Origin of the sequence: Streptomyces sp. NPDC047841 (genome assembly GCF_040704085.1) — a bacterium.
Classification (GTDB): Bacteria; Actinomycetota; Actinomycetes; order Streptomycetales; family Streptomycetaceae; genus Streptomyces; species Streptomyces argyrophylli.
Genome location: NZ_JBEYRP010000034.1, coordinates 53,955 through 80,585 on the forward strand (window position 1 = coordinate 53,955; position 26,631 = coordinate 80,585).

The 26,631-nt window shown below is 72.1% G+C and carries 24 protein-coding genes and 1 pseudogene; 16 read left to right on the top strand and 9 right to left on the bottom strand.

Annotated elements, in window-relative coordinates:
* Window positions 1-203: 203 nt before the first annotated feature.
* Complete coding sequence (locus AB0947_RS37100; protein WP_366754787.1) at window positions 204-1,040, bottom strand: isocitrate lyase/phosphoenolpyruvate mutase family protein; 837 nt, start codon at window positions 1,038-1,040, stop codon at window positions 204-206.
* Between the two features lie 176 nt (window positions 1,041-1,216).
* Here AB0947_RS37100 and AB0947_RS37105 point away from each other — a divergent pair, with 176 nt between their 5' ends.
* Window positions 1,217-1,798, top strand: a complete 582-nt coding sequence (locus AB0947_RS37105; protein WP_366754788.1) for a Uma2 family endonuclease — start codon at window positions 1,217-1,219, stop codon at window positions 1,796-1,798.
* A 72-nt stretch (window positions 1,799-1,870) separates the two neighbouring features.
* Here the strand turns inward: AB0947_RS37105 and ychF are convergent, their stop codons facing one another.
* A complete protein-coding gene (ychF, locus tag AB0947_RS37110) occupies window positions 1,871-2,959 on the bottom strand; it encodes a redox-regulated ATPase YchF (RefSeq protein ID WP_366754789.1) in 1,089 nt (362 codons plus the stop codon).
* A 185-nt stretch (window positions 2,960-3,144) separates the two neighbouring features.
* Between ychF and AB0947_RS37115 the strand changes: the two genes are divergently transcribed.
* Window positions 3,145-3,756, top strand: coding sequence for a DUF6542 domain-containing protein (locus AB0947_RS37115; protein WP_366754790.1), 612 nt, complete (start codon window positions 3,145-3,147; stop codon window positions 3,754-3,756).
* Window positions 3,757-3,843: 87 nt separating this feature from the next.
* Here AB0947_RS37115 and ppgK read toward each other — a convergent pair whose 3' ends face one another.
* Together ppgK and AB0947_RS37125 are read right to left on the bottom strand one after the other, a co-directional pair.
* Window positions 3,844-4,590, bottom strand: a complete 747-nt coding sequence (gene ppgK / locus AB0947_RS37120) for a polyphosphate--glucose phosphotransferase (RefSeq protein WP_366754791.1) — start codon at window positions 4,588-4,590, stop codon at window positions 3,844-3,846.
* A 29-nt stretch (window positions 4,591-4,619) separates the two neighbouring features.
* The gene (locus AB0947_RS37125) at window positions 4,620-5,636 is read right to left on the bottom strand and encodes a 4-hydroxy-3-methylbut-2-enyl diphosphate reductase (protein ID WP_366754792.1); all 1,017 of its coding nucleotides are present in this window, start codon (window positions 5,634-5,636) and stop codon (window positions 4,620-4,622) included.
* A 64-nt stretch (window positions 5,637-5,700) separates the two neighbouring features.
* Between AB0947_RS37125 and AB0947_RS37130 the strand changes: the two genes are divergently transcribed.
* From AB0947_RS37130 to AB0947_RS37145, 4 genes are all read left to right on the top strand, one after another.
* On the top strand, window positions 5,701-7,068 hold the full coding sequence (locus tag AB0947_RS37130; protein WP_366754793.1) for an APC family permease: 1,368 nt from the start codon (window positions 5,701-5,703) through the stop codon (window positions 7,066-7,068).
* Window positions 7,069-7,207: 139 nt separating this feature from the next.
* Window positions 7,208-8,416 carry an exodeoxyribonuclease VII large subunit gene (xseA, locus tag AB0947_RS37135; RefSeq protein WP_366754794.1) on the top strand — a complete coding sequence of 403 codons (1,209 nt, stop codon included), beginning with the start codon at window positions 7,208-7,210 and terminating at the stop codon, window positions 8,414-8,416.
* Window positions 8,413-8,664: an exodeoxyribonuclease VII small subunit gene (locus AB0947_RS37140; protein WP_366754795.1), complete on the top strand. Its 252-nt coding sequence runs from the start codon at window positions 8,413-8,415 to the stop codon at window positions 8,662-8,664. The genes xseA and AB0947_RS37140 overlap by 4 nt, the downstream gene beginning before the upstream one ends.
* 146 nt (window positions 8,665-8,810) lie before the next feature.
* The gene (locus AB0947_RS37145; RefSeq protein WP_366754796.1) at window positions 8,811-9,401 is read left to right on the top strand and encodes a malonic semialdehyde reductase; all 591 of its coding nucleotides are present in this window, start codon (window positions 8,811-8,813) and stop codon (window positions 9,399-9,401) included.
* A 102-nt stretch (window positions 9,402-9,503) separates the two neighbouring features.
* Here the strand turns inward: AB0947_RS37145 and AB0947_RS37150 are convergent, their stop codons facing one another.
* Window positions 9,504-10,031 (bottom strand): DUF4245 domain-containing protein, encoded by a 528-nt coding sequence (locus AB0947_RS37150; protein WP_366754797.1) that lies wholly within the window; start codon window positions 10,029-10,031, stop codon window positions 9,504-9,506.
* Between the two features lie 127 nt (window positions 10,032-10,158).
* Here AB0947_RS37150 and glpX point away from each other — a divergent pair, with 127 nt between their 5' ends.
* A complete protein-coding gene (glpX, locus tag AB0947_RS37155; RefSeq protein ID WP_366754798.1) occupies window positions 10,159-11,193 on the top strand; it encodes a class II fructose-bisphosphatase in 1,035 nt (344 codons plus the stop codon).
* A 120-nt stretch (window positions 11,194-11,313) separates the two neighbouring features.
* Here the strand turns inward: glpX and AB0947_RS37160 are convergent, their stop codons facing one another.
* Window positions 11,314-11,688 carry a WhiB family transcriptional regulator gene (locus AB0947_RS37160; RefSeq protein ID WP_171153204.1) on the bottom strand — a complete coding sequence of 125 codons (375 nt, stop codon included), beginning with the start codon at window positions 11,686-11,688 and terminating at the stop codon, window positions 11,314-11,316.
* 124 nt (window positions 11,689-11,812) lie between these two features.
* Window positions 11,813-12,502: a DUF1707 domain-containing protein gene (locus AB0947_RS37165; protein ID WP_366754799.1), complete on the bottom strand. Its 690-nt coding sequence runs from the start codon at window positions 12,500-12,502 to the stop codon at window positions 11,813-11,815.
* A 145-nt stretch (window positions 12,503-12,647) separates the two neighbouring features.
* Between AB0947_RS37165 and AB0947_RS37170 the strand changes: the two genes are divergently transcribed.
* The 4 genes from AB0947_RS37170 to AB0947_RS37185 all read left to right on the top strand — a co-directional run bounded on the left by AB0947_RS37170 (window position 12,648) and on the right by AB0947_RS37185 (window position 19,073).
* Entirely contained in the window at window positions 12,648-14,315 is a 1,668-nt protein-coding gene (locus AB0947_RS37170) for a fumarate hydratase (protein ID WP_366754800.1), read from the top strand.
* A 150-nt stretch (window positions 14,316-14,465) separates the two neighbouring features.
* Entirely contained in the window at window positions 14,466-15,851 is a 1,386-nt protein-coding gene (locus AB0947_RS37175; protein ID WP_366754801.1) for a class II fumarate hydratase, read from the top strand.
* Window positions 15,852-15,934: 83 nt separating this feature from the next.
* Window positions 15,935-16,624, top strand: a complete 690-nt coding sequence (locus tag AB0947_RS37180) for a DUF402 domain-containing protein (protein ID WP_366754802.1) — start codon at window positions 15,935-15,937, stop codon at window positions 16,622-16,624.
* Window positions 16,625-16,949: 325 nt separating this feature from the next.
* Entirely contained in the window at window positions 16,950-19,073 is a 2,124-nt protein-coding gene (locus AB0947_RS37185; protein ID WP_366754803.1) for a SpoIIE family protein phosphatase, read from the top strand.
* A 61-nt stretch (window positions 19,074-19,134) separates the two neighbouring features.
* On the opposite strand, the gene AB0947_RS37190 is transcribed toward AB0947_RS37185, so the two are convergent.
* Window positions 19,135-21,483, bottom strand: a complete 2,349-nt coding sequence (locus AB0947_RS37190; protein WP_366754804.1) for a transglycosylase domain-containing protein — start codon at window positions 21,481-21,483, stop codon at window positions 19,135-19,137.
* A gap of 252 nt (window positions 21,484-21,735) precedes the next feature.
* Between AB0947_RS37190 and AB0947_RS37195 the strand changes: the two genes are divergently transcribed.
* The 5 genes from AB0947_RS37195 (at window position 21,736) to AB0947_RS37215 (ending at window position 26,509) form a co-directional block, all read left to right on the top strand.
* Complete coding sequence (locus tag AB0947_RS37195) at window positions 21,736-22,629, top strand: SPFH domain-containing protein (RefSeq protein WP_366754809.1); 894 nt, start codon at window positions 21,736-21,738, stop codon at window positions 22,627-22,629.
* Window positions 22,626-22,871, top strand: a complete 246-nt coding sequence (locus tag AB0947_RS37200) for a hypothetical protein (protein ID WP_366754805.1) — start codon at window positions 22,626-22,628, stop codon at window positions 22,869-22,871. The genes AB0947_RS37195 and AB0947_RS37200 overlap by 4 nt, the downstream gene beginning before the upstream one ends.
* Window positions 22,872-22,965: 94 nt before the next feature.
* Complete coding sequence (locus tag AB0947_RS37205) at window positions 22,966-23,493, top strand: PadR family transcriptional regulator (protein WP_196944383.1); 528 nt, start codon at window positions 22,966-22,968, stop codon at window positions 23,491-23,493.
* On the top strand, window positions 23,490-24,179 hold the full coding sequence (locus AB0947_RS37210) for an ABC transporter ATP-binding protein (protein ID WP_366754806.1): 690 nt from the start codon (window positions 23,490-23,492) through the stop codon (window positions 24,177-24,179). Before AB0947_RS37205 ends, AB0947_RS37210 begins: the two co-directional genes overlap by 4 nt.
* On the top strand, window positions 24,176-26,509 hold the full coding sequence (locus tag AB0947_RS37215) for an FtsX-like permease family protein (RefSeq protein ID WP_366754807.1): 2,334 nt from the start codon (window positions 24,176-24,178) through the stop codon (window positions 26,507-26,509). The genes AB0947_RS37210 and AB0947_RS37215 overlap by 4 nt, the downstream gene beginning before the upstream one ends.
* Window positions 26,510-26,535: 26 nt before the next feature.
* Here the strand turns inward: AB0947_RS37215 and AB0947_RS37220 are convergent.
* Window positions 26,536-26,631 (bottom strand): annotated as a pseudogene (locus AB0947_RS37220) (biotin/lipoyl-containing protein); the annotation flags it as partial.

Here is a 26,631-nt window from a genome sequence, read left to right on the forward strand (position 1 = left end):
GGGTGAACGGGGCCGGGTCCGGGGATTCCCGCCGGGACACGTGCCTGCGGAAGGCCGGGCCGTCCGGGGGGCGCGACGGCGCACGGGCCGGGCTGGGGCAGTGGCGCTCGGGCTGGGCACGGGGTAGGTCCGCTGCCGCTCGACGTGCCGAGCGGGCGCGCGGGGGCCGGTGTGGCCGGCACCTGCCCCCCGCCCGGCCGGGCTCAGGCGCCGAAGAGGCCGTTCATCCGGGAGAAGTCCAGCGCGTCGGTGAGTTCGTCGTAGGTGCCGGAGCCGAGGAGTTCCAGGGTGGCGCGGCGGGCCGCCGTGTACGCGGCCTGGGCGACCGCGGTGCCGACGCTGACGCGGCGCACCCCGGCCTCGGCCAGCTCGGCCACGCCGGGGCCGCCGGGGCCGGCCATGGCGTTCACCGGCAGCGGGGAGCGGGCGGTCAGCTCGCCGAGGACGGCCAGGTCCAGCAGGCCGGGCACGAAGATGCCGTCCGCACCCGCCCGCTCGTAGGCGGCGGCGCGGGCCAGCACGTCCTCCAGCCGGCCGGACTCCTCCCCGATGCCGAACAGGTACACGTCCGTGCGGGCGTTGATCACCAGCTCGGGCAGTCCCGCCGAGGTCGCGGCGGCGCGCACCGCCGCGATCCGCTCGGCCTGCTCCTCGGGGGCGAACAGCGGGCCGCCGGGGGCCCTGGAGTCCTCCAGGTTGACGCCCACCGCTCCGGCGGCGACCACCGCGGTGACCGTCTTCGCCACCTCGTCCGGGGCCGCGCCGTAGCCGCCCTCGATGTCCACGGTCACCGGGACCTCGACCGCGGCGGCGATCCGCGCGGCGGCCGCGAGCATCTCGTCGCGGTGGGCCCGCTCGCCGTCGCCCTTGCCGAGGGACCAGGCGACACCGCCGCTGGTGGTGGCGATCGCCTGGGCGCCGGCGGCGGCCATCACGGCGGCGCTGCCCGCGTCCCAGGCGTTGGGCAGCACGAGGACGGACTCGGAGCCGAGCGCGCGCAGCCGCCGCGCCTTGGCCCTGGTGCTCTGGTCGACTGTCATGGTTCGCGGTGCCTTTCGTGGTCGGCACAGCCGTGTGCCGGCGGTTCGGGTGACGAGCGCGAACGGATCCTCGCACAGACGTTCGGAACGAGGGCGGTATTCGGACGGCTCCCTCTCCGCTGCGCCCCGTTGACGATCTCGTGGCTCGGGCCTCGTCGAGTCGCTACGGTTGAGCCATGACCGCACTGCCCGACTGGATGCGCCCGCCGCGCGAGGAAGGCTGGTTCGCGGAGGACCTGGACCGCCTCCCCGAGGCGCCCCGCCACACCGAGCTGATCGACGGAGCCCTCGTCTTCATGATGTCGCCGCAGAGGTGGTGGCACGGCCACCTCGTCACCATGCTCACCGTCGCCCTCATGGAGCAGGCGCCCGGCGATGTCAGGGTCGGCCGCGAGATGACCGTAAAGCTCGACGAGCGAAACCGGCCGGAACCGGATCTGCTGTTGACGACAGCCGATTACGACGGCGACCGCACCTGGTTCGCACCAGCCGAGGTACGACTCGTCATCGAGGTCGTCTCACCTGAGTCCGCGCACCGGGACCGCACGGTCAAGCTCCGTAAGTATGCGGAGGCCGGCATCCCGCACTACTGGTGCATCGAGGACGAAGGCGGCGCTCCCGTCGTCCACGTCTACGAACTCGACGAACCGACCGGCGCCTACGCGCCCGCCGGCATCTTCCGGGGCAGCCTGAAGCGCCCCGTGCCGTTCGAGATCACCCTGGATCTCGACAAGCTCATCCCGCGGCGGAGCGACTAAGAGTCAGCACGGGAACTCGGAAGGGGCCTGGCTCTGACGAGTCCGGCCCCTTCCGGCCTGCACGCTGCGCGATCACACGTTGAACCGGAACTCCACCACGTCCCCGTCCTGCATCACATAGTCCTTGCCCTCCATGCGCGCCTTGCCCTTGGCGCGGGCCTCGGCGACCGAGCCGGCCTCGACCAGGTCGCCGAAGGAGATGACCTCGGCCTTGATGAAGCCCTTCTGGAAGTCGGTGTGGATGACACCGGCCGCCTCGGGGGCCGTCGCACCCTTCTTGATCGTCCAGGCGCGGGACTCCTTGGGGCCCGCGGTCAGGTACGTCTGCAGGCCGAGGGTGTCGAAGCCGACGCGGGCGAGGGTGGCGAGGCCGGGCTCGTCCTGGCCGACGGACTGGAGGAGCTCCAGGGCCTCCTCCTCGTCCAGCTCGGCGAGGTCGGCCTCCAGCTTGGCGTTGAGGAAGATCGCCTCGGCGGGGGCGACCAGGGCGCGCTGCTCGTTCTTGAACTCCTCGTCCACCAGCTCGTCCTCGTCCACGTTGAAGACGTAGAGGAAGGGCTTGGTGGTGAGCAGGTGCAGGTCGTGCAGGAGCTCGGCGCGCTCACTGCCCTGGACGATGCCGTGCGCGAAGAGCGTGTCGCCCTTCTCCAGGATCTCCTTGGCCTCCTCGACGGCCTTGACCTTGGGCGCGATGTCCTTCTTGATCCGGGACTCCTTCTGGAGCCGGGGCAGGACCTTCTCGATGGTCTGGAGGTCGGCGAGGATCAGCTCGGTGTTGATCGTCTCGATGTCGTCCTTCGGCGAGACCTTGCCGTCGACGTGGACGACGTTCTCGTCCTTGAAGGCGCGGATGACCTGGCAGATCGCGTCGGACTCGCGGATGTTCGCGAGGAACTTGTTGCCCAGGCCCTCGCCCTCCGAGGCACCGCGCACGATGCCGGCGATGTCGACGAAGTCGACCGTGGCCGGAAGGATGCGCTCGGACTTGAAGATCGAGGCGAGCTTGGCGAGGCGGCCGTCGGGCACGCCGACGACGCCGACGTTCGGCTCGATCGTGGCGAACGGGTAGTTGGCCGCCAGCACGTCGTTCTTGGTCAGGGCGTTGAACAGGGTCGACTTGCCGACATTGGGCAGGCCGACGATTCCGATCGTGAGCGACACGTTGCGACTTCCCGTAGTTGAGTGGGCCAGGGGCTGCCAGGGGCCAGAGACCGACACTGGCCGATCCACCAGTTTACGGCGTCCGGCCCGCCCGCCTCACGACGGCGGTGATCGTCCGGCCAAGCTCTGGCCATCGGCGTGTCTCACGGCCGATTCGGCACATAAACAGACCTAGGTTGGTCCCTGTGGAGCAATACGGATCGCGACCCCCGAACGACGGACCGCGACGCGGCACGCCCCCGTCGGCCCCGCTGCCGGCACAGGGACGGCGCCCTGTGGGCGGCGAGCGCGGGCCCGGCGGTCTGCGCCGGCCCGCCCGGGACGGTGTGCGCCGGGCCGCGCCGGGCGGCGGGCCGGCCGCGCGCCCGGTGCGGGAGGCGCGGCCCGCCGCGGCGGGCGGCCGGCTGCCCAGCCCACGGCTGACCGGGCTCGGCAGCGGGCTGTTCTGCCTCGCGGCCATGTTCCTGCTCGGCTGGCTGGACCAGCTGCTGTTCGGCGCCTCCCCGACGGTCTACGGCGTGCTGTTCCTGCCGGTGTGCGTGCTGACCGCGCTGTGGGTGCGCGGCGGGGACGTGCTGACGGCGCCCGTCGTCGTACCGATCGCGTTCGCCGTCGGGCTGGTGCCGGTCGCCGAGGGCGGCGGGGGGCTGCTCGGCAGCCTGATGGGGCTGGTCACCGGGCTCGCCACCCAGGCGGGCTGGCTGTACGCGGGAACGCTCGCCGCCGGGGTGATCGTGCTCGTCCGCCGGGTGCGGTGGGTGCGGTGGGTACGGCGACGCCGGCACCACCCGGGCTGACGCCGGAGCGCCGGCGGCTACCCCGGCCGGCACGGGAGCGCCGGCGCCCTCCACCGACGCCGGCCCGCCGCGCCCCGGACAGCACACCTAGCCGCGCTGGGCCGCTCTCATCGCCGCGCCCACGATCCCCGCGTTGTTCTGCAGCTGGGCGGGGACGATCTCGGCCTTGACGCCCTCGATGAGGTGCAGGAACTTGTTCGCCTTGCGGCTGACCCCGCCGCCGATGATGAACAGCTCCGGCGAGAACAGCATCTCCACGTGGGCCAGGTACTTCTGGACGCGGTGCGCCCACTGCTCCCAGCTGAGGTCGTGGTCCTCCTTGACCTTGCTGGAGGCGCGCTTCTCGGCGTCGTGGCCGTCCAGCTCCAGGTGGCCCAGCTCGGTGTTGGGGAGCAGGACGCCGTCCACGAAGACGGCGCTGCCGATGCCCGTGCCGAAGGTGAGCAGGACGACCGTGCCCTTGCGGTCCCGGCCGGCGCCGAACTCCATCTCGGCGACGCCCGCCGCGTCCGCGTCGTTGACCACGGTCACCGGCAGGCCGCCGAGCCGGCCGCTGAACAACGCGCGCGCGTCCGTGTCGATCCAGCTCTTGTCGACGTTCGCCGCCGTACGGACCGTGGCCCCGCCGGTGACGACGCCGGGGAAGGTCAGGCCGACCGGGCCCGTCCACCCGAAGTGGTCCACCACCTGTTTGACCCCGTCCGCCACGCCCTCGGGCGTCGCCGGGTGCGGGGTGAGCACCTTGCAGCGCTCCTGGACCAGGTCGCCCCGGTCCAGATCCACTGGGGCGCCCTTGATGCCGGATCCGCCGATGTCCACGCCGAAGATCTGCATGGCACCACGTTACGACGGACCACTGACGGTCACGCCACGGAGGTGCCGCTCCCGCCGCGCTCGGCGACCAGGGCAGCCGCCTCCTCGCGCAGGTCCCGGCGGAGCTCCTTGGGCAGCGAGAAGGTGATCGACTCCTCGGCGGCCTTGACGATCTCCACGTCGCCGTAGCCGCGCTCGGCGAGCCACTGGAGGACCTGCTCGACCAGCACGTCGGGCACGGAGGCGCCGGAGGTGACGCCGACGGTCGTCACGCCCTCCAGCCAGGTCTCGTCGATCTCGTCGGCGAAGTCCACCAGGTACGCCTCGCGGGCGCCGGCGAGCTTGGCGACCTCGACCAGCCGCTTGGAGTTGGAGGAGTTGCGCGAGCCGACGACGATGACCAGCTCGGCCTCGGCGCCCATCTGCTTCACGGCGAGCTGCCGGTTCTGGGTGGCGTAGCAGATGTCGTCGCTGGGCGGGGAGACGAGGCCGGGGAACTTCGTCTTCAGGGCGTCGACGGTCTCCATGGTCTCGTCCACGGAGAGGGTGGTCTGGGAGAGCCAGACGACCTTGGACGGGTCGCGGACCTCGACCTTGGCGACGTCCTCGGGGCCGTCGACGAGCTGGATGTGTTCGGGGGCCTCGCCGGAGGTGCCGATGACCTCCTCGTGGCCCTCATGGCCGATCAGGAGGATGTCGTAGTCCTCGCCCGCGTACCGGACGGCTTCCTTGTGGACCTTGGTGACCAGGGGGCAGGTGGCGTCGATGGTGGCGAGCCGGCCCTGGCGGGCCTCCTCGTGCACGACGGGGGCGACGCCGTGCGCGGAGAACATGACGATGTTGCCGGGCGGCACCTCCTCCGTGCGCTCGACGAAGATCGCGCCCTTCTTCTCCAGGGTCTGCACGACGTACTTGTTGTGGACGATCTCGTGCCGGACGTAGATCGGGGCCCCGTACTGTTCCAGGGCCTTCTCGACGGCGATCACGGCGCGGTCCACGCCGGCGCAGTAGCCCCGGGGGGCGGCGAGCAGGACACGGCGGCCAGAGGAAGCGGTCATGCGTCCCATCGTAAGGCCGCGTCCGGGGCGCGGAGATCGCGTGGCCACGGCCGCGCGGGGAAGACTTGGGCGTATGCCCGACACCGGAACAACAGCCTCCGCAACCGGCGCGCACCAGCGGCTGCGGCGCAGCCTCGGCTTCCGTGACCTCGTGGTCTACGGGCTGCTGTTCATCGCGCCGATGGCACCGGTCGGGGTGTTCGGCACGCTCGACGCCAAGTCGCACGGCGCGGTGGCGCTGGTGTACGTGGTGGCCACGGCCGCCATGGCGTTCACCGCTTTCAGCTACGCGCAGATGGTGCGGGTCGTGCCGCGGGCCGGGTCGGTCTTCGCCTACGCGCGCGCGGGACTCGGCAACGGGGCCGGGTTCGTCGCGGGCTGGATGGCGATGCTCGACTACGTGCTCATCCCCGCGGTGGCCTACCTCTTCTCCGGCATCGCGATGAACGCTCTGGTCCCCGGGGTGTCCCGGTGGGTGTGGACGGCGCTGGCCGTGGTCGTCACCACGCTCCTCAACCTGTGGGGCGTACGGGCCGCCGCGCGCGTGGGCTTCCTGGTGCTGGCCCTGGAGATCGTGGTCCTGCTGGTGTTCGTGGTGTCGGCGGTCGTGGTGCTGGCGCGGGACGGGGCGCAGCGGGGGGTGCTGTCGCCGCTGACCGGGGACGGCACGCAGGGCGCGTTCGCGCTGTCGGCGGTGATCGGCGCGGTGTCGGTGGCGGTCCTGTCCTACCTGGGCTTCGACGCGATCGCCGCGTTCGCCGAGGAGGTCACCGGGGGCTCGGAGAAGGTGGCACGGGCGCTGCTGTTCTGCCTGGCGCTGGCCGGGGTGCTGTTCGTGGCGCAGACGTACCTGGTGGCGCTGCTGGAGCCGGTGACGTCCGCGCGGCTCGCACGGGATCCCGGGGCGCAGGGTGCGGCCTTCTACGACACGGTGGACTCCGCCGTCGGCGCGTGGCTGCACGATCTGGTGGCCGCGAGCAAGGCGGTCGGGGCGGCGTTCGCGGCGCTGGCCGGGCAGGCGGCGGCCGGGCGGCTGCTGTTCGCGATGGGCCGCGACCGGCGGCTGCCGCGGGCCCTGTCCCGGACGGACGGCGGTGTGCCCCGGGTGGCCCTGCTGTGCGCGGCGGCGGTCACGCTGATCGCGGCCGGGTGGGCGGCGCGCCGGGACGACGGGCTGGACAAGCTGGTGTCGGTGGTCGACATCGGGGCCCTGTCCGCGTTCACGCTGCTGCACGCGAGCGTGCTGGGGTACTTCGTGGTGCGGCGACGGCGGTGGAGCTGGTGGCGGCACGTACTGGTCCCGCTGCTCGGCGCGGCGATCACGGTGGCGGTCGTCGTGGAGGCGGCGGGGGTGGCGCAGGTGGTCGGTGCCGTGTGGCTGGTGACCGGACTGCTGGTGCTGGTGGGGCAGCGGGGGTGGCGGGACGTTCCCGGCGGCTGAGCTGCGGCGCGACGCACGCGCGAACCCGCCGCGGCTCCCAGGGGCGCGGGGAACCGCGCGCCCGGCCGCACACCCGCCCGCACCCGGCTCCCTACGGCGCGCGGCCGGACTGTCGGTGGCGGCCACTACGCTCGACGCCATGGCTGTGAACACGTCTCCCGAGACCCCCCTGCCCGTGGGCGAGGTCTCCCGGCTGATCGGCGGCTGGATCGACCGGCTCGGCGCGGTGTGGGTCGAGGGGCAGATCACGCAGCTGTCCCGCCGCCCCGGCGCCGGCGTCGTCTTCCTGACGCTGCGCGACCCGTCGTACGACATCTCCGTGAGTGTCACCTGCTACCGCCAGGTGTTCGACGCGGTCGCGGACGTCGTCGGCGAGGGCGCGCGTGTAGTCGTCCTGGCGAAACCCGAGTGGTACGCCCCGCGCGGCCAGCTGTCCCTGCGCGCCGCCGAGATACGGCCCGTCGGCGTCGGTGAGCTGCTGGCCCGGCTGGAGCAGCTGAAGAAGGCCCTGGCGGCCGAGGGCCTGTTCGCACCGGAGCGGAAGAAGCCGCTGCCGTTCCTGCCGCAGCTGATCGGGCTGGTGTGCGGCCGGGCCTCCGCCGCGGAGCGGGACGTGCTGGAGAACGCCCGGCACCGCTGGCCCGCCGTCCGCTTCGAGGTGCGCAACGTCCCGGTGCAGGGCGTGCACGCGGTCCCGCAGGTCGTGCAGGCGGTGAAGGAACTCGACGCGATCGACGAGGTGGACGTGATCATCGTCGCGCGCGGTGGCGGCAGCGTGGAGGACCTGCTGCCCTTCTCCGACGAGCAGCTGGTGCGGGCCGTGGCCGAGTGCCGTACGCCCGTGGTGTCCGCGATCGGGCACGAGCCGGACAATCCGCTGCTGGACCACGTCGCCGACCTGCGTGCCTCCACGCCGACGGACGCGGCGAAGAAGGTCGTGCCGGACGTCGGCGAGGAGCTGGAGCGGGTGCGGATGCTGCGGGACCGCGCGCGGCGCTGCGCGCACGCGTATCTGGAACGGGAGGAACGGGGGCTGGCGCACGCGCTGGCACGGCCCTCGATGGAGGATCCGCACCGGATGATCGACGAGCGGGCCGACCATGTGGCGGCGCTCCTCGAGCGGAGCCGGCGGACCCTGGGGCATCTGCTGGACCGGGCGGACTCGGAGCTGACGCACACGCACGCGCGCGTGGTGTCCCTCTCCCCCGCGGCGACGCTCCAGCGCGGTTACGCGGTGCTGCAACGGGCGGACGGGCACGTGGTGCGCGATCCGGCCGGGGTGACGGCGGGCGAGGCGCTGCGCGCCCGCGTCGCCGAGGGTGAATTCACAGTGAAGGTGGGCGAATGACGAGCAAGGTGGACGAGGCGCTGTCGTACGAGCAGGCGCGCGACGAGCTGATCGAGGTCGTACGGCGGCTGGAGGCGGGCGGTACCTCGCTGGAGGAGTCGCTGGCGCTGTGGGAGCGCGGCGAGGAGCTGGCCAGGGTGTGCCGGCGCTGGCTGGAGGGGGCCCGGGCCCGGCTGGACGCGGCGCTGGCCGAGGAAGAGGAAGGGGAAGGCGAAGGGGACGGGGAGGCGGTGCGGGGCGGCGAGTAGGGGGCGGTGCGGGGGCGCCGCGCCGGGTTGTGAAGCGAGTCACCGCACCCCCAATTTAGTTGAAGGTTAAACCTCACATGTCGTAGGGTCGGTGACGTCAGCCGGTCCGGCACCCCGGGCCGGACGCGCCCCCGAGGAAAGTCACCATGTCTCTCGTTCTTGACCCCGCCGCCCAGGACCTGCTGTTCCGCGAGGCCCGCACCGCGAACACCTTCACCGGGGAGCCGGTGACCGAGGAGCAGGTTCAGGCGATCTACGACCTGGTCAAGTACGGCCCCACCGCCTTCAACCAGACCCCGCTGCGCATCACCCTGGTCCGCTCGGCCGAGGCCCGCGAGCGCCTGGTGCAGCACATGGCCGAGGGCAACCGGGCCAAGACCGCCACCGCGCCGCTGGTCGCGATCCTCTCCGCGGACAACGAGTTCCACGAGGAGCTGCCGGCCCTGTTCCCGGCCTTCCCGCAGGCCAAGGACGTCATCTTCGCCGAGCGCCCGGCCCGCGAGGGCTCCGCCACCCTGAACGCCGCCCTCCAGGCCGCCTACTTCATCGTCGGCGTCCGCGCCGCCGGCCTCGCCGCCGGCCCGATGACCGGCTTCGACCACGAGGGCGTCCGCAAGGAGTTCCTGGACGACGACCACACCCCGCTGATGGTCGTCAACATCGGCAAGCCGGGCCCGGACGCCTGGTACCCGCGCGGCCCGCGCCTGGCCTACGAGGACGTCGTCACGACCGTCTGAGCCACGCGGGCGCGTCGAGAGGCCGCCCGCGAGCGCGTGAAGAGGCCCCCGGCGGTGCCGGGGGCCTCTTCACGCGTCCCCGTCCGTGCGGGGCCGGACGGGTCACCCCGTCTTCAGCGCCGCCGCCATCGTCCTCAGCTCCTCGGCGGAGCCGGTTCCGGACACCACCGTCGTGGAGCCGGGCGTGTCCTTGAGCACCAGGGCGTCGTACCGGCCGCCGCTGTAGCGGGTCCAGGTACGGCCGCCGATCTCCTCGGTCCGCCCGGTCGCCGACGCGCCCTGGCTCGCCTGGTCGATGAACTCGGCGGGCTTCTGCGTGGACTGCTCGACCTGGACGTACTGGCCGTCCGGGGTCTGGAAGCCGAGGTGCCAGCGGTCGGACTTGTCGCCCTGGAAGCGTACGGAGGTCGCCTTCCAGGTACTCGGCAGTCCTTCGGGCGCGGCCACCGGGTAGCTCGCCGCCCGGCGGGCCGTGACCAGCTCGACCCGGTAGTCGACCCGCTTGAGGTCGGGAGCGTGATCGTCGTGCGGAATGGCGATGAAGTAGACGACCAGTCCCGCGATGGCGATCACGGCCAGGGAGAGAATCATGTCCCGGGCCGTCTTCTGCTTGCCGTTCGAACCTGCCACGCCCCCTATCGTCGCAGGTGCCCCAAGCGCTCATCCGTGGGGTCCCCTGCTCATTTTGTCTGCCTAACGATAGAGTCGGCTCCAAGACCCTCATCCGGCCGTCGTCGTATCAGAAAGGTGCGCTCCGATGACCGAAAACCACCATCTGCCGTCCGAACTGGACGTTCCCTCCGAGGCACCCGACCGCAACCTCGCCCTGGAACTCGTCCGGGTGACCGAGGCCGCCGCGATGGCCGCGGGCCGCTGGGTCGGGCGCGGCGACAAGAACGGCGCCGACGGTGCCGCGGTGCGCGCCATGCGGACCCTGGTCTCCACCGTGTCGATGAACGGCGTGGTCGTCATCGGCGAGGGCGAGAAGGACGAGGCCCCGATGCTCTTCAACGGGGAGCACGTGGGCGACGGCACCGGCCCCGAGGTCGACATCGCCGTCGACCCGATCGACGGCACCACGCTGACGGCCAAGGGCATGCCGAACGCGATCGCCGTCCTCGCCGCCGCCGAGCGCGGCGCGATGTTCGACCCGTCCGCCGTGTTCTACATGGACAAGCTGGTCACCGGCCCCGATGCGGCGGACTTCGTCGACATCAACGCGCCCGTGGCGGTGAACATCCGGCGGATCGCCAAGGCCAAGCGGTCCTCGCCGGAGGACGTGACCGTCGTCATCCTCGACCGGCCGCGGCACGAAGGTCTGATCCGCGAGGTACGGGACGCCGGCGCGCGCATCAAGCTGATCTCCGACGGCGACGTGGCCGGCTCGGTGTACGCGCTGCGCGAGGGCACCGGCGTCGACCTGCTGCTCGGCATCGGCGGCACCCCGGAGGGCATCATCTCGGCCTGTGCCGTGAAGTGCCTGGGCGGGACCATCCAGGGCAAGCTGTGGCCCAAGGACGACGAGGAGCGGCAGCGGGCCATCGACGCCGGGCACGACCTGGACCGGGTGCTCACCACCGACGACCTGGTGTCCGGGGAGAACGTGTTCTTCGTCGCCACCGGGATCACCGACGGGGAGCTGCTGCGGGGGGTCCGCTACGGGTCGGAGACCGCGCTGACCGAGTCGATCGTGATGCGGTCGAAGTCGGGAACGGTACGCAGGATCTTCTCCGAGCACCGGCTGAGCAAGCTGCGCGCCTACAGCGCGATCGACTTCGACCGGGCCAAGTAAGGGCGCCCGCGCTTTCCCGCGCCCCCGGGCAGGGAGACCGCGCCCCCCGGGCAGGGAGACCGCGGCCCCGGGCAGGGAAGCGCCCTCGGTGCGGAGAGGGCGCCCCTGCTCACGCGTGTTTCAGCCCGCCATGCGGTCGGCCGCCGCCCGCGCCGCCTTCTTCAGGTCCAGCTCCCTGCGGCGGCGCCTGGCGAGGACCACCCGGCGTTCGGCCGCCGTGAGGCCGCCCCAGACGCCGTAGGGCTCGGGCTGGAGGAGGGCGTGTTCGCGGCACTCGACCATCACCGGGCAGCGGGAACAGACCCGCTTGGCCGCCTCTTCGCGGGACAGCCGGGCGGCGGTCGGTTCCTTCGACGGGGCGAAGAACAGCCCGGCCTCGTCGCGCCGGCACACCGCCTCGGTGTGCCAGGGGGCGTCTTGGTCCCTGTCTCGCGCCGGCACCCGCTGGGCCGGAACGGCGGCGACCTGCAGGGACGAACGCGGCGGTTGCAGCACGGTCTACTCCTGACGACGGCTTCGCGAGCGAGAGACGATGCAGCAAGGCCTACCCGCTGTGCGCGCGCCTATGCACAGCGTTCCCGTCCGCGGGCGCGCGACACAGCCGTTCACGCCCCCGGGCTCAGTGCCCCAGGTGTTTGCGCAGCTTGCGGTCCACCTTGTCCTGGACGCGCTCCAGGATGTCCGCCACCAGCCTGCCCCGCTTGGGCCGCGCCTCCACGTTGCCGAGGACGGCCCAGCCGTCGACGTAGACCACCGGCGCGTCGGCGTCCACGGAGTCCAGCGGGCTCACCTCGAAGTTGCCGAGCACGCCGCCGCCGGTGCCGCGCAGCGAGATGTTCTCCGGCACGCGGATCTGGACGTCGCCGAAGACGGAGACCGCCTTGACGACCACCTGCTGGTACTCGAAGATCGCCTCGCTGAGGTCGATCTCGACGCTGCCGAAGACGGCGTACGCGTGCAGCCGGCGTCCGGCCCGCCAGCGGCCCCGGCGCACGGCGCTGCTGAAGACCGCCACCACATTCGCGTCGGCCTCCACCGGGATCGCGCCCGGGGTGGGCCGGGGCGGCACCGGCGTGTAGGCGGGGGCGGCGGGGCGCTGGTGGGCGGCCGGCAGGTCCCGGATGAAGACCTCCAGCTCACCCACCGTCTTGGCGTGCAGCACCCCGTCCACGCGCTCGGCGTGCTCGTCGGCGTTCAGCCGGCCCTCGGCCAGGGCCTCGCGGAGGATGTCGGTGACCCGGTCGCGATCGGCGTCGGAGGCGCGCAGCTCGGTGGCGGGTGTGGGTGCGGTCTGCTTCTGAAGGTCCACGACGGCAGCGTACCCACACACGATAGATCGCGACACCCCTCACTGAGCCCGACCTCACAGGTTCGCCGCCGGCGGCAGGTTCTACGCTGAGGAGGCCCGCCAGCGTCGGCGGGCGGCCGTCCGTCAGAGTGAGGAATGGGCTGAGATGCCTGAGTTCGAGTACACCGATCTGCTCCCCCAGGGCGAGGACACCACCCCGTACCGGCTGGTGACCTCCGAGGGCGTCTCCACGGTCGAGGGGCCCGACGGGCGGACGTTCCTCAAGGTGGAGCCGGAGGCGCTGCGCAAGCTGGCCGAAGAGGCCGTCCACGACATCCAGCACTACCTGCGCCCGGCCCACCTCGCCCAGCTCCGCCGGATCATCGACGACCCGGAGGCGTCGGGGAACGACAAGTTCGTCGCGCTCGACCTGCTGAAGAACGCCAACATCGCGGCGGCCGGCGTGCTGCCCATGTGCCAGGACACCGGCACGGCGATCGTCATGGGCAAGCGCGGCCAGCACGTGCTGACGGCCGGCGAGGACGAGAAGCACCTCTCCCACGGCATCTACGACGCCTACACCAAGCTGAACCTGCGCTACTCGCAGATGGCTCCGCTCACCATGTGGGAGGAGAAGAACACCGGCTCCAACCTGCCCGCGCAGATCGAGCTGTACGCGACCGACGGCGGCGCCTACAAGTTCCTGTTCATGGCGAAGGGCGGCGGCTCGGCCAACAAGTCGTTCCTGTACCAGGAGACGAAGGCCGTCCTGAACGAGTCCTCCATGATGAGGTTCCTGGAGGAGAAGATCCGCTCGCTCGGCACGGCCGCCTGCCCGCCGTACCACCTGGCGATCGTCGTCGGCGGCACCAGCGCCGAGTACGCGCTGAAGACCGCGAAGTACGCCTCCGCGCACTACCTGGACAACCTGCCGGCCGAGGGTTCGCCGCTCGGCCACGGCTTCCGGGACAAGGAGCTGGAGGAGAAGGTCTTCGAACTGACCCAGAAGATCGGTATCGGCGCGCAGTTCGGCGGCAAGTACTTCTGCCACGACGTCCGCGTGGTCCGCCTGCCCCGGCACGGCGCGTCCTGCCCGGTCGCCATCGCCGTCTCCTGCTCGGCCGACCGCCAGGCGGTCGCGAAGATCACCGCGGAGGGCGTCTTCCTGGAGCAGCTGGAGACCGACCCGGCGCGCTTCCTGCCGGACACCACCGACGAGCACCTGGAAGAGGGCGACGTCGTCAGGATCGACCTCAACCAGCCGATGGACACGATCCTCGCCGAGCTGACCAAGTACCCGGTCAAGACCCGCCTGTCCCTCACCGGCCCGCTGGTCGTCGCCCGCGACATCGCGCACGCCAAGATCAAGGAGCGGCTGGACGCGGGCGAGGAGATGCCGCAGTACCTGAAGGACCACCCGGTGTACTACGCCGGCCCCGCGAAGACGCCCGAGGGCTACGCCTCCGGTTCCTTCGGCCCGACCACGGCCGGCCGCATGGACTCCTACGTGGAGCAGTTCCAGGCGGCGGGCGGCTCCAGGGTGATGCTCGCCAAGGGCAACCGCAGCAAGCAGGTCACCGACGCGTGTGCCGCGCACGGCGGTTTCTACCTCGGCTCCATCGGCGGCCCGGCCGCCCGTCTCGCCCAGGACTGCATCAAGAAGGTGGAGGTCCTGGAGTACGAGGAGCTGGGCATGGAGGCGGTCTGGAAGATCGAGGTCGAGGACTTCCCGGCGTTCATCGTGGTGGACGACAAGGGCAACGACTTCTTCACCGACCCGGCCCCGCAGCCGACGTTCACCAGCATCCCGGTGCGGGGGCCCGGTCTGGCCTGACCCTCTCCGGCGTCGTCCCCGGGACCGGTTCCGGCCCGGGGGCGACGGTGCGGGGGCGCCGCCGCCGGCCCCGACGCGCCGTCAGCGGACCGGCCACCCGGCCGGCCCAGTCCCCGGAACATTCCGGCCCCCGCGACCGCTGTACCGGTCATGAGCGAATACCGCATCGAACATGACTCGATGGGCGAGGTCCGGGTCCCGGCCCACGCCAAGTGGCGGGCGCAGACGCAGCGTGCCGTGGAGAACTTCCCGGTCTCCGGACAGCGCATCGAGCGGGCGCACATCGAGGCGCTGGCCCGCGTCAAGGCGGCGGCGGCCAAGGTGAACGCCGAGCTGGGCGTGCTGGACAAGGAGATCGCGGAGGCCATCCAGGACGCGGCCGGCGAGGTCGCCGCGGGGAAGTGGGACGAGCACTTCCCGGTGGACGTGTTCCAGACGGGTTCGGGGACCTCGTCCAACATGAACACCAACGAGGTCATCGCGACGCTGGCGACCGAGCGGCTCGGCCGGGACGTGCACCCCAACGACCACGTGAACGCCTCGCAGTCGTCCAACGACGTCTTCCCGTCGTCCATCCACATCGCGGCCACCGCGGCCGTCACCCACGACCTGATCCCGGCCCTCGAGCACCTCGCCGCCTCCCTGGAGCGCAAGGCCGGGGAGTTCGCGGACGTGGTGAAGTCGGGGCGGACGCACCTGATGGACGCCACGCCGGTGACGCTCGGGCAGGAGTTCGGCGGGTACGCGGCCCAGGTGCGGTACGGCGTCGAGCGGCTCAGGGCCTCCCTCCCCCGCCTCGCCGAGCTCCCGCTGGGCGGCACGGCCGTCGGCACCGGCATCAACACCCCGCCCGGGTTCTCCGCCGCCGTCATCGAGGAGGTCGCCCGGGTGACCGGGCTGCCGCTGACCGAGGCCCGCGACCACTTCGAGGCGCAGGGCGCCCGGGACGGCGTCGTGGAGACCAGCGGGCAGCTGCGGACCATCGCGGTCGGCCTGACGAAGATCGCCAACGACCTGCGCTGGATGTCCTCCGGACCGCGCACCGGTCTCGCCGAGATCCGGCTGCCCGACCTCCAGCCCGGCTCCTCGATCATGCCGGGCAAGGTGAACCCGGTGGTCCCGGAGGCCGTGCTGATGGTCGCCGCGCAGGTCGTCGGGAACGACGCCACCATCGCCACCGCGGGCGCCGCCGGCAACTTCGAACTGAACGTCATGCTCCCGGTCATCGCCAAGAACGTCCTGGAGTCGGTCCGGCTGCTCGCCAACGTCTCGCGGCTGCTGGCCGACCGGACCGTCGACGGCATCACCGCCGACCGCGAACGCGCCCGCGAGTACGCCGAGTCGTCCCCGTCGGTGGTGACCCCGCTGAACAAGTACATCGGGTACGAGGAGGCCGCGAAGGTCGCCAAGAAGTCCCTCGCCGAGCGCAAGACGATCCGCCAAGTCGTCCTGGAGAGCGGGTACGTGGAGCGCGGCGACCTGACGCTGGAACAGCTGGACGAGGCGCTGGACGTCCTGCGGATGACGCGCCCGTAACGGGGGTGAACCATTCCGGCCACGCGGGTACCGCCGTGACCCGGGCCGCAGCGTCGTGTGTCCCCGGCACCTAATATCTGTGCATGACGGACGACGGAGCGATGACACGAGTGGCGGCGGGACCGGCGGCCTACTGGACCCCGGGGACGCACATCCTGTGGCGCTACCGGGCGAACGGCGGCGAGCGGTACCACATCGCCCGGCCGGTCACCGTCGTACGCGACGACGCGGACCTGCTGGCGGTGTGGCTGGCTCCCGGCACCGAGTGCGTGAAGCCGGTCCTGGCCGACGGCACGCCCGTGCACCTGGAGCCGCTGGAGTCCCGGTACACCAAGCCGCGCACGGTCCAGCGGGACCGCTGGTTCGGCACGGGCGTGCTGAAGCTGGCCCAGCCCGGCCGGCCCTGGTCGGTGTGGCTGTTCTGGGAGCCGGGCTGGCGGTTCAAGAACTGGTACGTGAACCTGGAGGAGCCGCTGGCCCGGTGGGCGGGCGGGGTGGACTCCGAGGACCACTTCCTCGACATCTCCGTGCACCCCGACCGCAGTTGGCACTGGCGCGACGAGGACGAGTTCGCGCAGGCCCAGCGGGACGGGCTGATGGACGCGGCGACCGCCGGGCGGGTGCGGGCGGCCGGCCGGGAGGCGGTGGAGGTGATCCGCGCGTGGGGGCCGCCGTTCGCCGACGACTGGCCGCGCTGGCGCCCGGACCCGTCCTGGACGGTGCCTTCCCTCCCCGAGGACTGGGACCGCACACCCGCGCGCGTATCCTCATGAGACCCTTGATGCGGCCCCAGGCAAGAAACGTAGGATCGTCCTCCGCAAGGGCGTATAAGAGCAACTTCCGGGGCAAGCGCCGGGCTTGACCGATCGTCACCGAGGGGCGGCAGGACGTGAGCGAGGGGTACCAGGGCACCACCACGAAGGCATGCGGCGACCGGTCCGCCGGCCGCGCGGAACTCGCCACCGGCACCACGTCCGCCTGCGTCCCGGCGGGAATCCCGTTCCTGGGGCACGTATTGCGGGTATCGGGATGTCGGCGGGACCAACTGCGCGCCCGGCGCAACCGGCGCACAGCCCCGGACGGATGGATGCGACACGCGTGACGGAGCAGCCCACCTCCTTCGGACGCCCCCAGCCGGGCGTCGACCCCGCGGAGGCCCGCGGGGCGCTCCTGCGTACCCAGCAGCAGTCCCAGAAGCCTCCGGCACAGCTCGGCGATCCGGCCTTACCCGTACAGGCCCGGGCCGACGCGACGCCGTCCGGACCGGGCACCGCGACCCCCCGTGGCACGGGGAAGGAGCCCGCAGCCGGCCAGGGGAAGGAGCCCTCAGTCAACGGCCCCGAGCACGCCCAGCCCGCCGGCACCGAACCCGACGCCCACCGTCCGCGCCCGGCGCCGGAGACCATCCCGGCGCAGCCCGGCGCCCAGCAGGAGCGGTCGCCGGGCGGTCAGGAGCGCCGTACCGGGCAGGCCGTGCCCCCGGGGCGGCCGATGCCCATGCGGCGCGACGGGGACCGGCTCAGGTTCGTGGGCGCGGCCACCCGGCGGATCGCCCGCGGGCTCGACCTCGACGAGATCGTCATGGGGCTGTGCCGGGCCACCGTGCCGACGTTCTCCGACGCGATCCTCGTCTATCTGCGCGAGCCGCTGCCGGTCGGCGACGAGCGGCCGAGCGGTCCGGTGGTGCTGCGGCTGCGCCGCACCGACCGGATACCTCCGGAGCGGGACACCGACGGGGTGCTGCTGCCGCCGGCGTTCGAGCCGGAACCGGAGCCGTCCGTGCTGTCGGACCTGTCGGCGCTCACCACCGAGCTGTGCGAGGTGCGGCCGGGCGGGGCGCTGAACGAGGTGCTGCGCGGGGTGCGCCCGGTGTTCGCCGACGCGCCCGCCGCCCGGGACGCGCTGCCCGAGCTGCTCGGCGAGGGCGGTGAGACGGTCGTACCGGGCGGGCGGCACGCGATCCTCGCGCCGCTGCGCGGCCGGCGCCGGGTGATCGGCGCGGCCCTGTTCCTGCGCCGCCCGGACCGGCTCGCGTTCGAGGCGGACGACCTGCTGGTGGCCGCCCAGCTCGCCACGCACAGCGCGCTCGGCATCGACAAGGCGGTGCTGTACGGCCGCGAGGCGTACATCGCCGACGAGCTGCAGCGCACCATGCTGCCCGAGACCCTGCCCCGGCCGACCGGTGTCCGGCTGGCCTCCCGCTACCTGCCGGCGGCGGAGACCGCGCGGGTCGGCGGCGACTGGTACGACGCGATCCCGCTGCCCGGCAGCCGGGTGGCGCTGGTCGTCGGCGATGTGATGGGCCACTCGATGACCTCGGCCGCGATCATGGGTCAGCTGCGCACCACCGCGCAGACGCTGGCCGGGCTCGACCTGCCGCCGCAGGAGGTGCTGCACCACCTGGACGAGCAGGCGCAGCGCCTGGGCACCGACCGCATGGCGACCTGCCTGTACGCGGTCTACGACCCGGTGACGCACCGCATCACGATCGCCAACGCGGGGCATCCGCCGCCCGTGCTGCTGCACCTGGGCGGCCACGCCGAGGTGCTGCGGGTGCCGTCGGGCGCGCCGATCGGGGTCGGCGGGGTCGACTTCGAGGCGGTGGAGCTGGAGGCGCCCGCCGGGGGGACCCTGCTGCTGTACACCGACGGCCTGGTGGAGTCCCGGCTGCGGGACGTGTGGACCGGCATAGAGCAGCTGCGGGAGAAGCTGGCCGCGACCGCGCGGCTGACCGGCCCGGACCATCCGCCGCCGCTGGAAGCGCTGTGCGACGAGGTGCTGGACATGCTGGGCCCGGGCGACCGGGACGACGACATCGCGCTGCTCGCCGCGCGCTTCGACGGGATCGCGCCGAGCGATGTCGCCTACTGGACGCTGGAGCCGGAGGACTCCGCCCCGGGCCAGGCCCGCCGGCTGGCCCGGCGCGCGCTCGCCCGCTGGGACCTGGAGGAGCTGACGGACTCGGTGGAGCTGCTGGTCAGCGAGGTCGTGACGAACGCCGTGCGGTACGCGTCGCGGCCGGTGACGCTGCGGCTGCTGCGCACGGACGTGCTGCGCTGCGAGGTCGGCGACGACGTGCCGCAGCTGCCCCGCCTGCGGCAGGCGCGGGCCACGGACGAGGGCGGGCGCGGCCTGTACCTGGTCAACCGGCTGGCCCGGCGCTGGGGCGCGACCCGGCTGAGCACCGGCAAGGTGGTGTGGTTCGAGCTGAACCGCGGCTGAACGGCTGCCAACCCCCGCGACACGCGAAAGGGCGCCCGGTGTGACCGGGCGCCCTTCGCTGTCATGTCCCGCCTAGGCCACGTTCTCCGGGCACGTGTTCCGGGTCGAGCGGGTTCTCCGGGCTGGTCGACATCGTCGGCGGCCCGCTCGTCGGGGTCTGGCTCGGGGTCTGGGTGGGCGTCTGGCTGGGGGTCTGGGTCGGCGTCTGCGAGGGCGTCTCGGTCGGCGACTCGGTCGTCTGCGAGGGCGTCTCGGTCGGCGTCTGCGACGGCGTCTGGGTCGGAGTGTGCGTCCAGGTCGGCGTCTCGGTGGGCTCGACGGCCGCGCCCTGCGTGGTGTTCAGGTCGAACGTGGCCTTGTCGGCGACGCCGAAGGTGTACGCGGCCCAGATCTGCGCCGGGTAGCCGCCGCCGTTGATCCGGCCGGGCGGCGGGAGCAGGCCGGTCGCCCCCTTCATGGAGACGTGGGCCTTGGTCTTCGGGTCCTCGCCGAACAGGCCGACGGAGGTGACCAGGGTCGGCGTGTAGCCGGTGAACCAGGCCGACTTGTTCTCGTCGGAGGTGCCGGTCTTGCCCGCCACCTGCCGGCCGTCGCGCATCGGGTTGTTGGCCACGGACTGCTTGGCCGTACCGTCGTCGATCACGCCGGTGAGCACCGAGGTGACCGTGTCGGCGGCCGTACGGCTGATCACCGAGCCGCCGACGGGGTTCGGCATGTCGACCGTGCGGCCCTTGTTCTCCGCGGACTTGATGACCGTCGGGGTCACCTTGTAGCCGTGGTTGGCGAAGGTGGCGTAGATCCCGGCCATCTCCAGGGGGCTCGCGCCCATCGAGCCGAGGGTCTGGGCGGGCACGGCCTGCATGCCCTTGGTGTTCATGCCGAGCTTGCCCGCCGTGGCCATGACCTTGTCCATGCCGACGTCCACGCCCATCTGCGCGAAGACGGAGTTGACGGACTTGTTCATCGCCTGCTGCACGGTGATCTTGGCGTAGTCGACGTCGTCCTCGTTCGGCGGGGCGAAGCCGACCCTGGCTCCGTGGTCCAGGACCTGGCGGCGGCTGGTGCCGTCGTAGACGGTGCTCGCGGTGATCGGCTTGCCGTCCTGGGTGGTGGCGTTCTGCTCCAGCGCTGCGGCGAGGATGACCGGCTTGAACGTGGACGCCGGCTGGTAGTCCCGGCGGGCGGCGTTGTCGAAGTAATGCTTGTAGTAGTCCTGGCCGCCGTAGAGCGCGACGATCCTGCCCGTCTTGGGGTCGACGGAGACGGCGCCGGCCTGGATGGCGCCGTCGACCTTGCGCTTCTTCGGGTCGAGCTTGCCGGTCAGCTGGGTCTTGACGGCCTTCTCCAGCGCGGCCTGCTTCTTGCGGTCGATGTTGAGGGTGATGGTCCAGCCCTTGTCGACGACGGCGTTCTCCGCCTGGGACTGGGTCAGGCCCTCCTGCGCCATGAGCTGCTGCTCCAGCTGCTGGTTGGCGAGTTCGACCAGGTAGCCCTTCTGCCCGCCGAGGCCGGGGGCGCCCTTGGGCTCCTTCGGGTAGGGGAAGTGCAGGCCGTCCCGGTCGGTCTTGGAGAGCCAGCCCTCCTTGACCATGTTGTCCAGGACGTAGTTCCAGCGCTGGGTGACCAGCCGCTTGCCGGTCTTGGTGGCGACGGCCCAGTCGTACTGGCTGGGGGCCTGGAGCAGGGCGGCGAGGTAGGCGCCCTGGGCGACGCTGAGGTCCTGGGCGTCCACGTGGTAGTACGCCTGGGCGGCGGCCTGGATGCCGTAGGCGTTGCGGCCGTAGTAGCTGGTGTTGATGTAACCGGCGAGGATGTCGTCCTTGGACTTCTCGCGGTCCACCTTGAGCGAGATGACCAGCTCCTTCAGCTTGCGCGTGACGGTCTGGTCCTGGTTCAGGTAGTAGTTCTTGACGTACTGCTGGGTGATCGTGGAGCCGCCCTGCTTGCCCTTGCCGGACACCGTGTTGATCAGGCCGCGGGCGGTACCGCGCAGGTCGACGCCGGAGTCGTGGTAGAAGCTCTTGTTCTCGGCGGCGACGAAGGTCAGCTGGACCTTGCGGGGCACCTTGGACAGGTCGACGATCTCGCGGTTGACCTCGCCCTTGCGGGCCAGAATCGTTCCGTCACTGAACTTGTAGACGTTGCTCTGCTGCTGGGCGGCCGCGTTGCCCTCGGGGATGTCCACGTACAGGTACAGGCCGATGAAGCCCAGGATGCCGAGCAGGCACACGCCGAGGATGGTCCCGAGGATCTTCTTCCAGCCGAAGATCCGGCGTATGAGGCTCTTGGCGGGCTTGCCGGACGCGGGGGCGCCGCCGGCGGCGCCGGGCGCGGGCGCGGAGCGGCGGCGCTGGGGTGCCGCGCGGTGGCCGCCGCGCTGTCGCGCTCGTCTCTCTTCCGCTCGTCCCATGGGTCCCTACGCTCGCTTCCGTCTCGGGGTCAGCTCCGAAAGCTAACACCCCTCTATATGACAAAGGGCGTCCGATCCGTTCTTTTACGGACGTGACAATCAGCACCCGCCCCAAAGGAACCGACGGCTGGCACTGGTCCAGGGTTGCTTGGCGGCGTAAAGTGATATCACTTAGATAGAAGGCAGACAACAGACAACCGGGGGTCCCCTGTGTCCATATCCGAGCCGGCCGCCACCGCCGACGTCCCCGAGATGCCCGCGCCGCGGGTGCGGGAGTTCACCGCCCACAGCATCGGCGGCGGGCTCGCGCTGCTGCTCGGCCTGATCGGGCTCGGCGCCGCGGTCGCGCTGTTCGCGTCCTCCGGGGCGGCCTCCTCCGGCGGTGCCCAGGGCGGACTCGTCGCCGCCGGTGTCGTCGTCCTGCTGGCGTCGGTCATCGCGATGCGCGGGCTGAACACGGTCGCGCCGGGCGAGGCCCGGGTCGTCCAGCTCTTCGGGCGCTACCGGGGCACGATCCGGCAGGACGGCCTGCGCTGGGTGAACCCCTTCACCTCCCGGACCCGGATCTCCACCCGGGTGCGCAACCACGAGACCGCCGTGCTGAAGGTCAACGACGCCTACGGCAACCCGATCGAGCTGGCCGCGGTCGTGGTGTGGAAGGTCCAGGACACCGCGCAGGCCACCTTCGAGGTGGACGACTTCACCGAGTTCGTCGCCACGCAGACCGAGACGGCCGTGCGGCACATCGCCATCGAGTACCCGTACGACGCCCACGACGAGGACGGCCTGTCGCTGCGCGGCAACGCCGAGGAGATCACCGAGAAGCTGGCCGTGGAACTCCAGGCCCGGGTGGAGGCGGCCGGGGTGCGGATCATCGAGTCCCGTTTCACGCACCTCGCGTACGCTCCCGAGATCGCCTCGGCGATGCTCCAGCGGCAGCAGGCGGGGGCGGTCGTCGCGGCCCGCCGGCAGATCGTGGACGGCGCGGTCGGGATGGTCGAGGCGGCGCTGGCCCGGATCGCGGACGCGGACATCGTGGAGCTGGACGAGGAACGGAAGGCGGCCATGGTGTCGAACCTGATGGTGGTGCTCTGCGGGGACCGGGCCCCCCAGCCGGTCCTCAACACGGGGACGCTCTACCAGTGACGGACCCGGTGACGGACCCCTCGGGAACGCCGAAGCGCCGGCCGCGGCAGCGCAAGCAGGTGCTGCTCCGGCTGGACCCGCTGGTGTACGAGGCACTGGCCCGCTGGGCCGGGGACGAGCTGCGGTCGGCGAACGCGCAGATCGAGTTCCTGCTGCGGCGCGCCCTCGCGGAGGCGGGACGCCTGCCGAAGGACACCGGACCGCTGCCGCGGCGGGGCCGGCCGCCTGTGTCGGAACCGTGACAATCGGCCCCCACCTGCGGGGCCGCACCATCCGCCACGGGTTCCCCACGGTGTGTATACATCGAGCGTATACACCGAGTGTAGAGTGCTGCCCATGTCCATCGGTCACACCCTTCTGGGGCTCCTGGAGTCCGGCCCGCGCCACGGCTACGACCTCAAGCGGGCCTTCGACGAGAAGTTCGGTCACGACCGGCCGCTGCACTACGGCCAGGTCTACTCCACGATGTCCCGGCTGCTGAAGCACGGTCTTGTGGAAGTCGACGGGATCGAGGCCGGCGGCGGCCCCGAACGCAAGCGCTACGCCATCACCGACGCCGGCGTCACCGACGTCGAGCGCTGGCTCGCCACCCCGGAGAAGCCGGAGGAGTACCTCCAGTCGACCCTCTACACCAAGGTCGTCCTCGCTCTGCTCACCCACCGCGACGCGACCGACATCCTCGACACCCAGCGGGCCGAACATCTGCGCAGCATGCGGATCCTGACCGACCGCAAGCGCAAGGGCGACCTCGCGGACCAGCTGATCTGCGACCACGCCCTGTTCCACCTGGAGGCCGACCTGCGCTGGCTGGAACTGACCGCCGCGCGTCTCGACAAGCTCCGCGCGGAGGTGGCGGCCAAGTGACTCCCCCGCCCGGCACCCTGCTCGCCGCCGAGAACCTGCGCAAGTCCTACGGCCCGACGGTCGCGCTCGACGGCGCCGACTTCTCCATCCACCCCGGCGAGGTCGTCGCCGTCATGGGCCCCTCCGGCTCCGGCAAGTCCACGCTGCTGCACTGCCTGGCCGGCATCGTGCCGCCCGACTCCGGCTCCATCACCTACGACGGCCGCGAACTGGCCGGCCTGAACGACGCCGGCCGCAGCGCCCTGCGCCGCAGCGAGTTCGGCTTCGTCTTCCAGTTCGGGCAGCTCGTCCCCGAGCTGACCTGCGTGGAGAACGTGGCGCTCCCGCTGCGTCTGAACGGCACCTCCCGCAAGGAGGCCGAGCGGGCCGCGCTGAGCTGGATGGAACGCCTGGAGGTGGACGACCTCAAGGGCAAGCGGCCCGGCGAGGTCTCCGGCGGCCAGGGCCAGCGGGTCGCGGTGGCGCGGGCGCTCGTCACCGGGCCCCGGGTGCTGTTCGCCGACGAGCCGACCGGTGCCCTCGACTCCCTCAACGGCGAACGCGTGATGGAGCTGCTGACCGACGCCGCCCGCTCCACCAACGCCGCCGTCGTCCTGGTCACGCACGAGGCCCGGGTGGCCGCCTACTCCGACCGCGAGATCGTCGTACGCGACGGCAGGTCACGCGACATGGAGCGCGCCATATGAACGTCCGGCAGTGGTGCAGAGACCTGGGCATGGGGGCCCGGTCCGCCTTCACCGGCGGACGCGAGGGCTGGGTCCGGATGCTGCTGACGGCGGTCGGCGTCGGCCTGGGCGTGGCCCTGCTGCTGCTGACGACGGCGCTGCCCACCGTGCTGACGACCCGCCACCAGCGCGAGGAGGCCCGCCAGGACCTCACCTTCAACGCGGCCGTGCCGCCCAGGGGCGAGAACACCGTGCTGGTCGGCAACACCGACACCGAGTGGCACTCCAGGGACATCCGCGGCCGGCTGCTGGAGCCCGAGGGTGCGCGCGCGCCGCTGCCGCCCGGCGTCGGCCGCTTCCCGAAGAAGGGCGAGATGGTGGCCTCGCCCGCGCTGAAGGAACTGCTCTCCTCGGACGGGGGCGAGCTCCTGCGGGAGCGGCTGCCGTTCCGGATCACCGGCACGATCGGCGAACCCGGACTGATCGGCTCGCACGAGCTGGCCTACTACGCGGGTGCCGAAGGTCTGAAGGTGACCGGGGACAGTTCGCGGGTGGTGCGGCTGACCGCGTTCGGCGATCCCCACCCGGTGACCGAGCGCACCGACCCGGTGCTCATCCTGATGACCCTGGTCGTGTTCGCCGCCCTGCTGACGCCGGTCGCCGTCTTCATCGCCGCGGCCGTACGGTTCGGCGGCGAGCGGCGCGACCGCAGGCTGGCCGCGCTGCGGCTGGTGGGCTCCGACAGCCGGATGACCCGCCGGATCGCGGCGGGCGAGGCGCTGGCCGGGTCGCTGCTCGGACTGGCCGTCGGCACGGTGTTCTTCCTGATCGGACGGCAGGCGGCGGGATCGGTGGAGATCAGGGGGGAGAGCTTCTTCCCCAGCTACCTCGACCCCTCCCCCGCACTGGCCGCGCTGGTCGCGGTGGCGGTCCCGGCGGCCGCCGTGCTGGTGACGCTGTTCGCCATGCGCGGGGTGGTCGTGGAACCGCTCGGCGTGGTGCGCACGGCCAAGCAGGCCCGGCGGCGCCTGTGGTGGCGGCTGCTGCTGCCGCTGGCGGGCCTCGCGATGCTGTACCCGATGATCGGCAAGGGCCGCTCGCACGGCGACTTCAACCAGTACCTCGTCACCGGCGGTGTGCTGCTGCTCCTGATCGGCGTGACCGCGCTGCTGCCCTGGCTGGTGGAGGCGTTCGTCACCCGGCTCGGCGCGGGCCCGGTCTCCTGGCAACTGGCCGTACGGAGGCTCCAGTTGAGCAGCGGTACGGCCGCCCGCATGGTCAACGGCATCGCGGTGGCGGTGGCCGGGGCGATCGCGCTGCAGATGCTGTTCGCGGGCCTTGAGGGCCAGTACACCAAGGACACCGGCCGCGATCCCCACCGGGCCTCGATGGAGGTCGACCTGTCGGACCGCTCCCGGCTGCCGCAGGCCGCCGCCGAACTGGCCCACACCAAGGGCGTGCAGGCGTCGGTGGCCCTCTCCCACGGCGGACTCGGCGACAAGCGCCGCGACCCCGGCACCACGGCGAGCCTCACCGTCGGCGACTGCGCCGCGCTGCGCGAACTGGCCCACCTGCCGTCCTGCCGGGACGGTGACGTCTTCCTCCTGCCCAGCACGGCCGACGACGCCGCCGCGCGGGCCCTCATGCGGCCGGGCCGGCACGGCTTCATCGACGCCACCTACTCCGGCAGCGACCGCGGGCGGGAGATCCCCTGGACGGTGCCGGCCGGTCTGCGGCAGGTGACCGCCCGCAAGGACTCGCTCCGGTCCGACGTCACCGGGCTGTTGCTGACCCCGTCCGCGCTGCCCGCCGGGGCCGGGTCGACGCTGTACCACGAGGTCTTCGTCCGCCTCGACCTGTCCGTGCCGCACGCCGACGAGTACGTGCGGAACACGGCCGCGCGGGTGGACCCCCTCGCCAGTGCCTGGCGCTGGGCGGCGACCGCCCAGTCCAACCAGTACGCCTCCCTGCGCAACGGCCTGTTCATCGGCGCGGTCTGCGTGCTGGCGCTGATCGGGGCGAGCCTGCTGGTCTCCCAGCTGGAGCAGTTGCGCGAGCGGCGCAAGCTGCTGTCGTCCCTGCTCGCCTTCGGCACCCGGCGCCGCACGCTCGGCCTGTCGGTGCTGTGGCAGACGGCCGTGCCGATCACGCTCGGTCTGCTGCTGGCCGCGGCGGTGGGCCTGACCCTCGGTACGGTCCTGCTGAAGCTGGCCGCGACCCCCATCTCCGTCGACTGGGCGAGCGTGCTGTCCCTGACCGGCGCCGGCGCGGCGGTGGTCCTCGCGGTCACCGTGCTGAGCCTGCCGCCGCTGATGCGGATGATGCGGCCGGAGGGCCTGCGCACGGAGTGAGTCCGCCGTCGGCCGGCCGCGGCGCCAGCGCCGACCTCGGCGGTCTCGTCCTCGCCGACCACGATCTCCAGCAGCACACCGGAGGTGGGCGCCGGGATCTCGGTGTCGACCTTGTCAGTGGA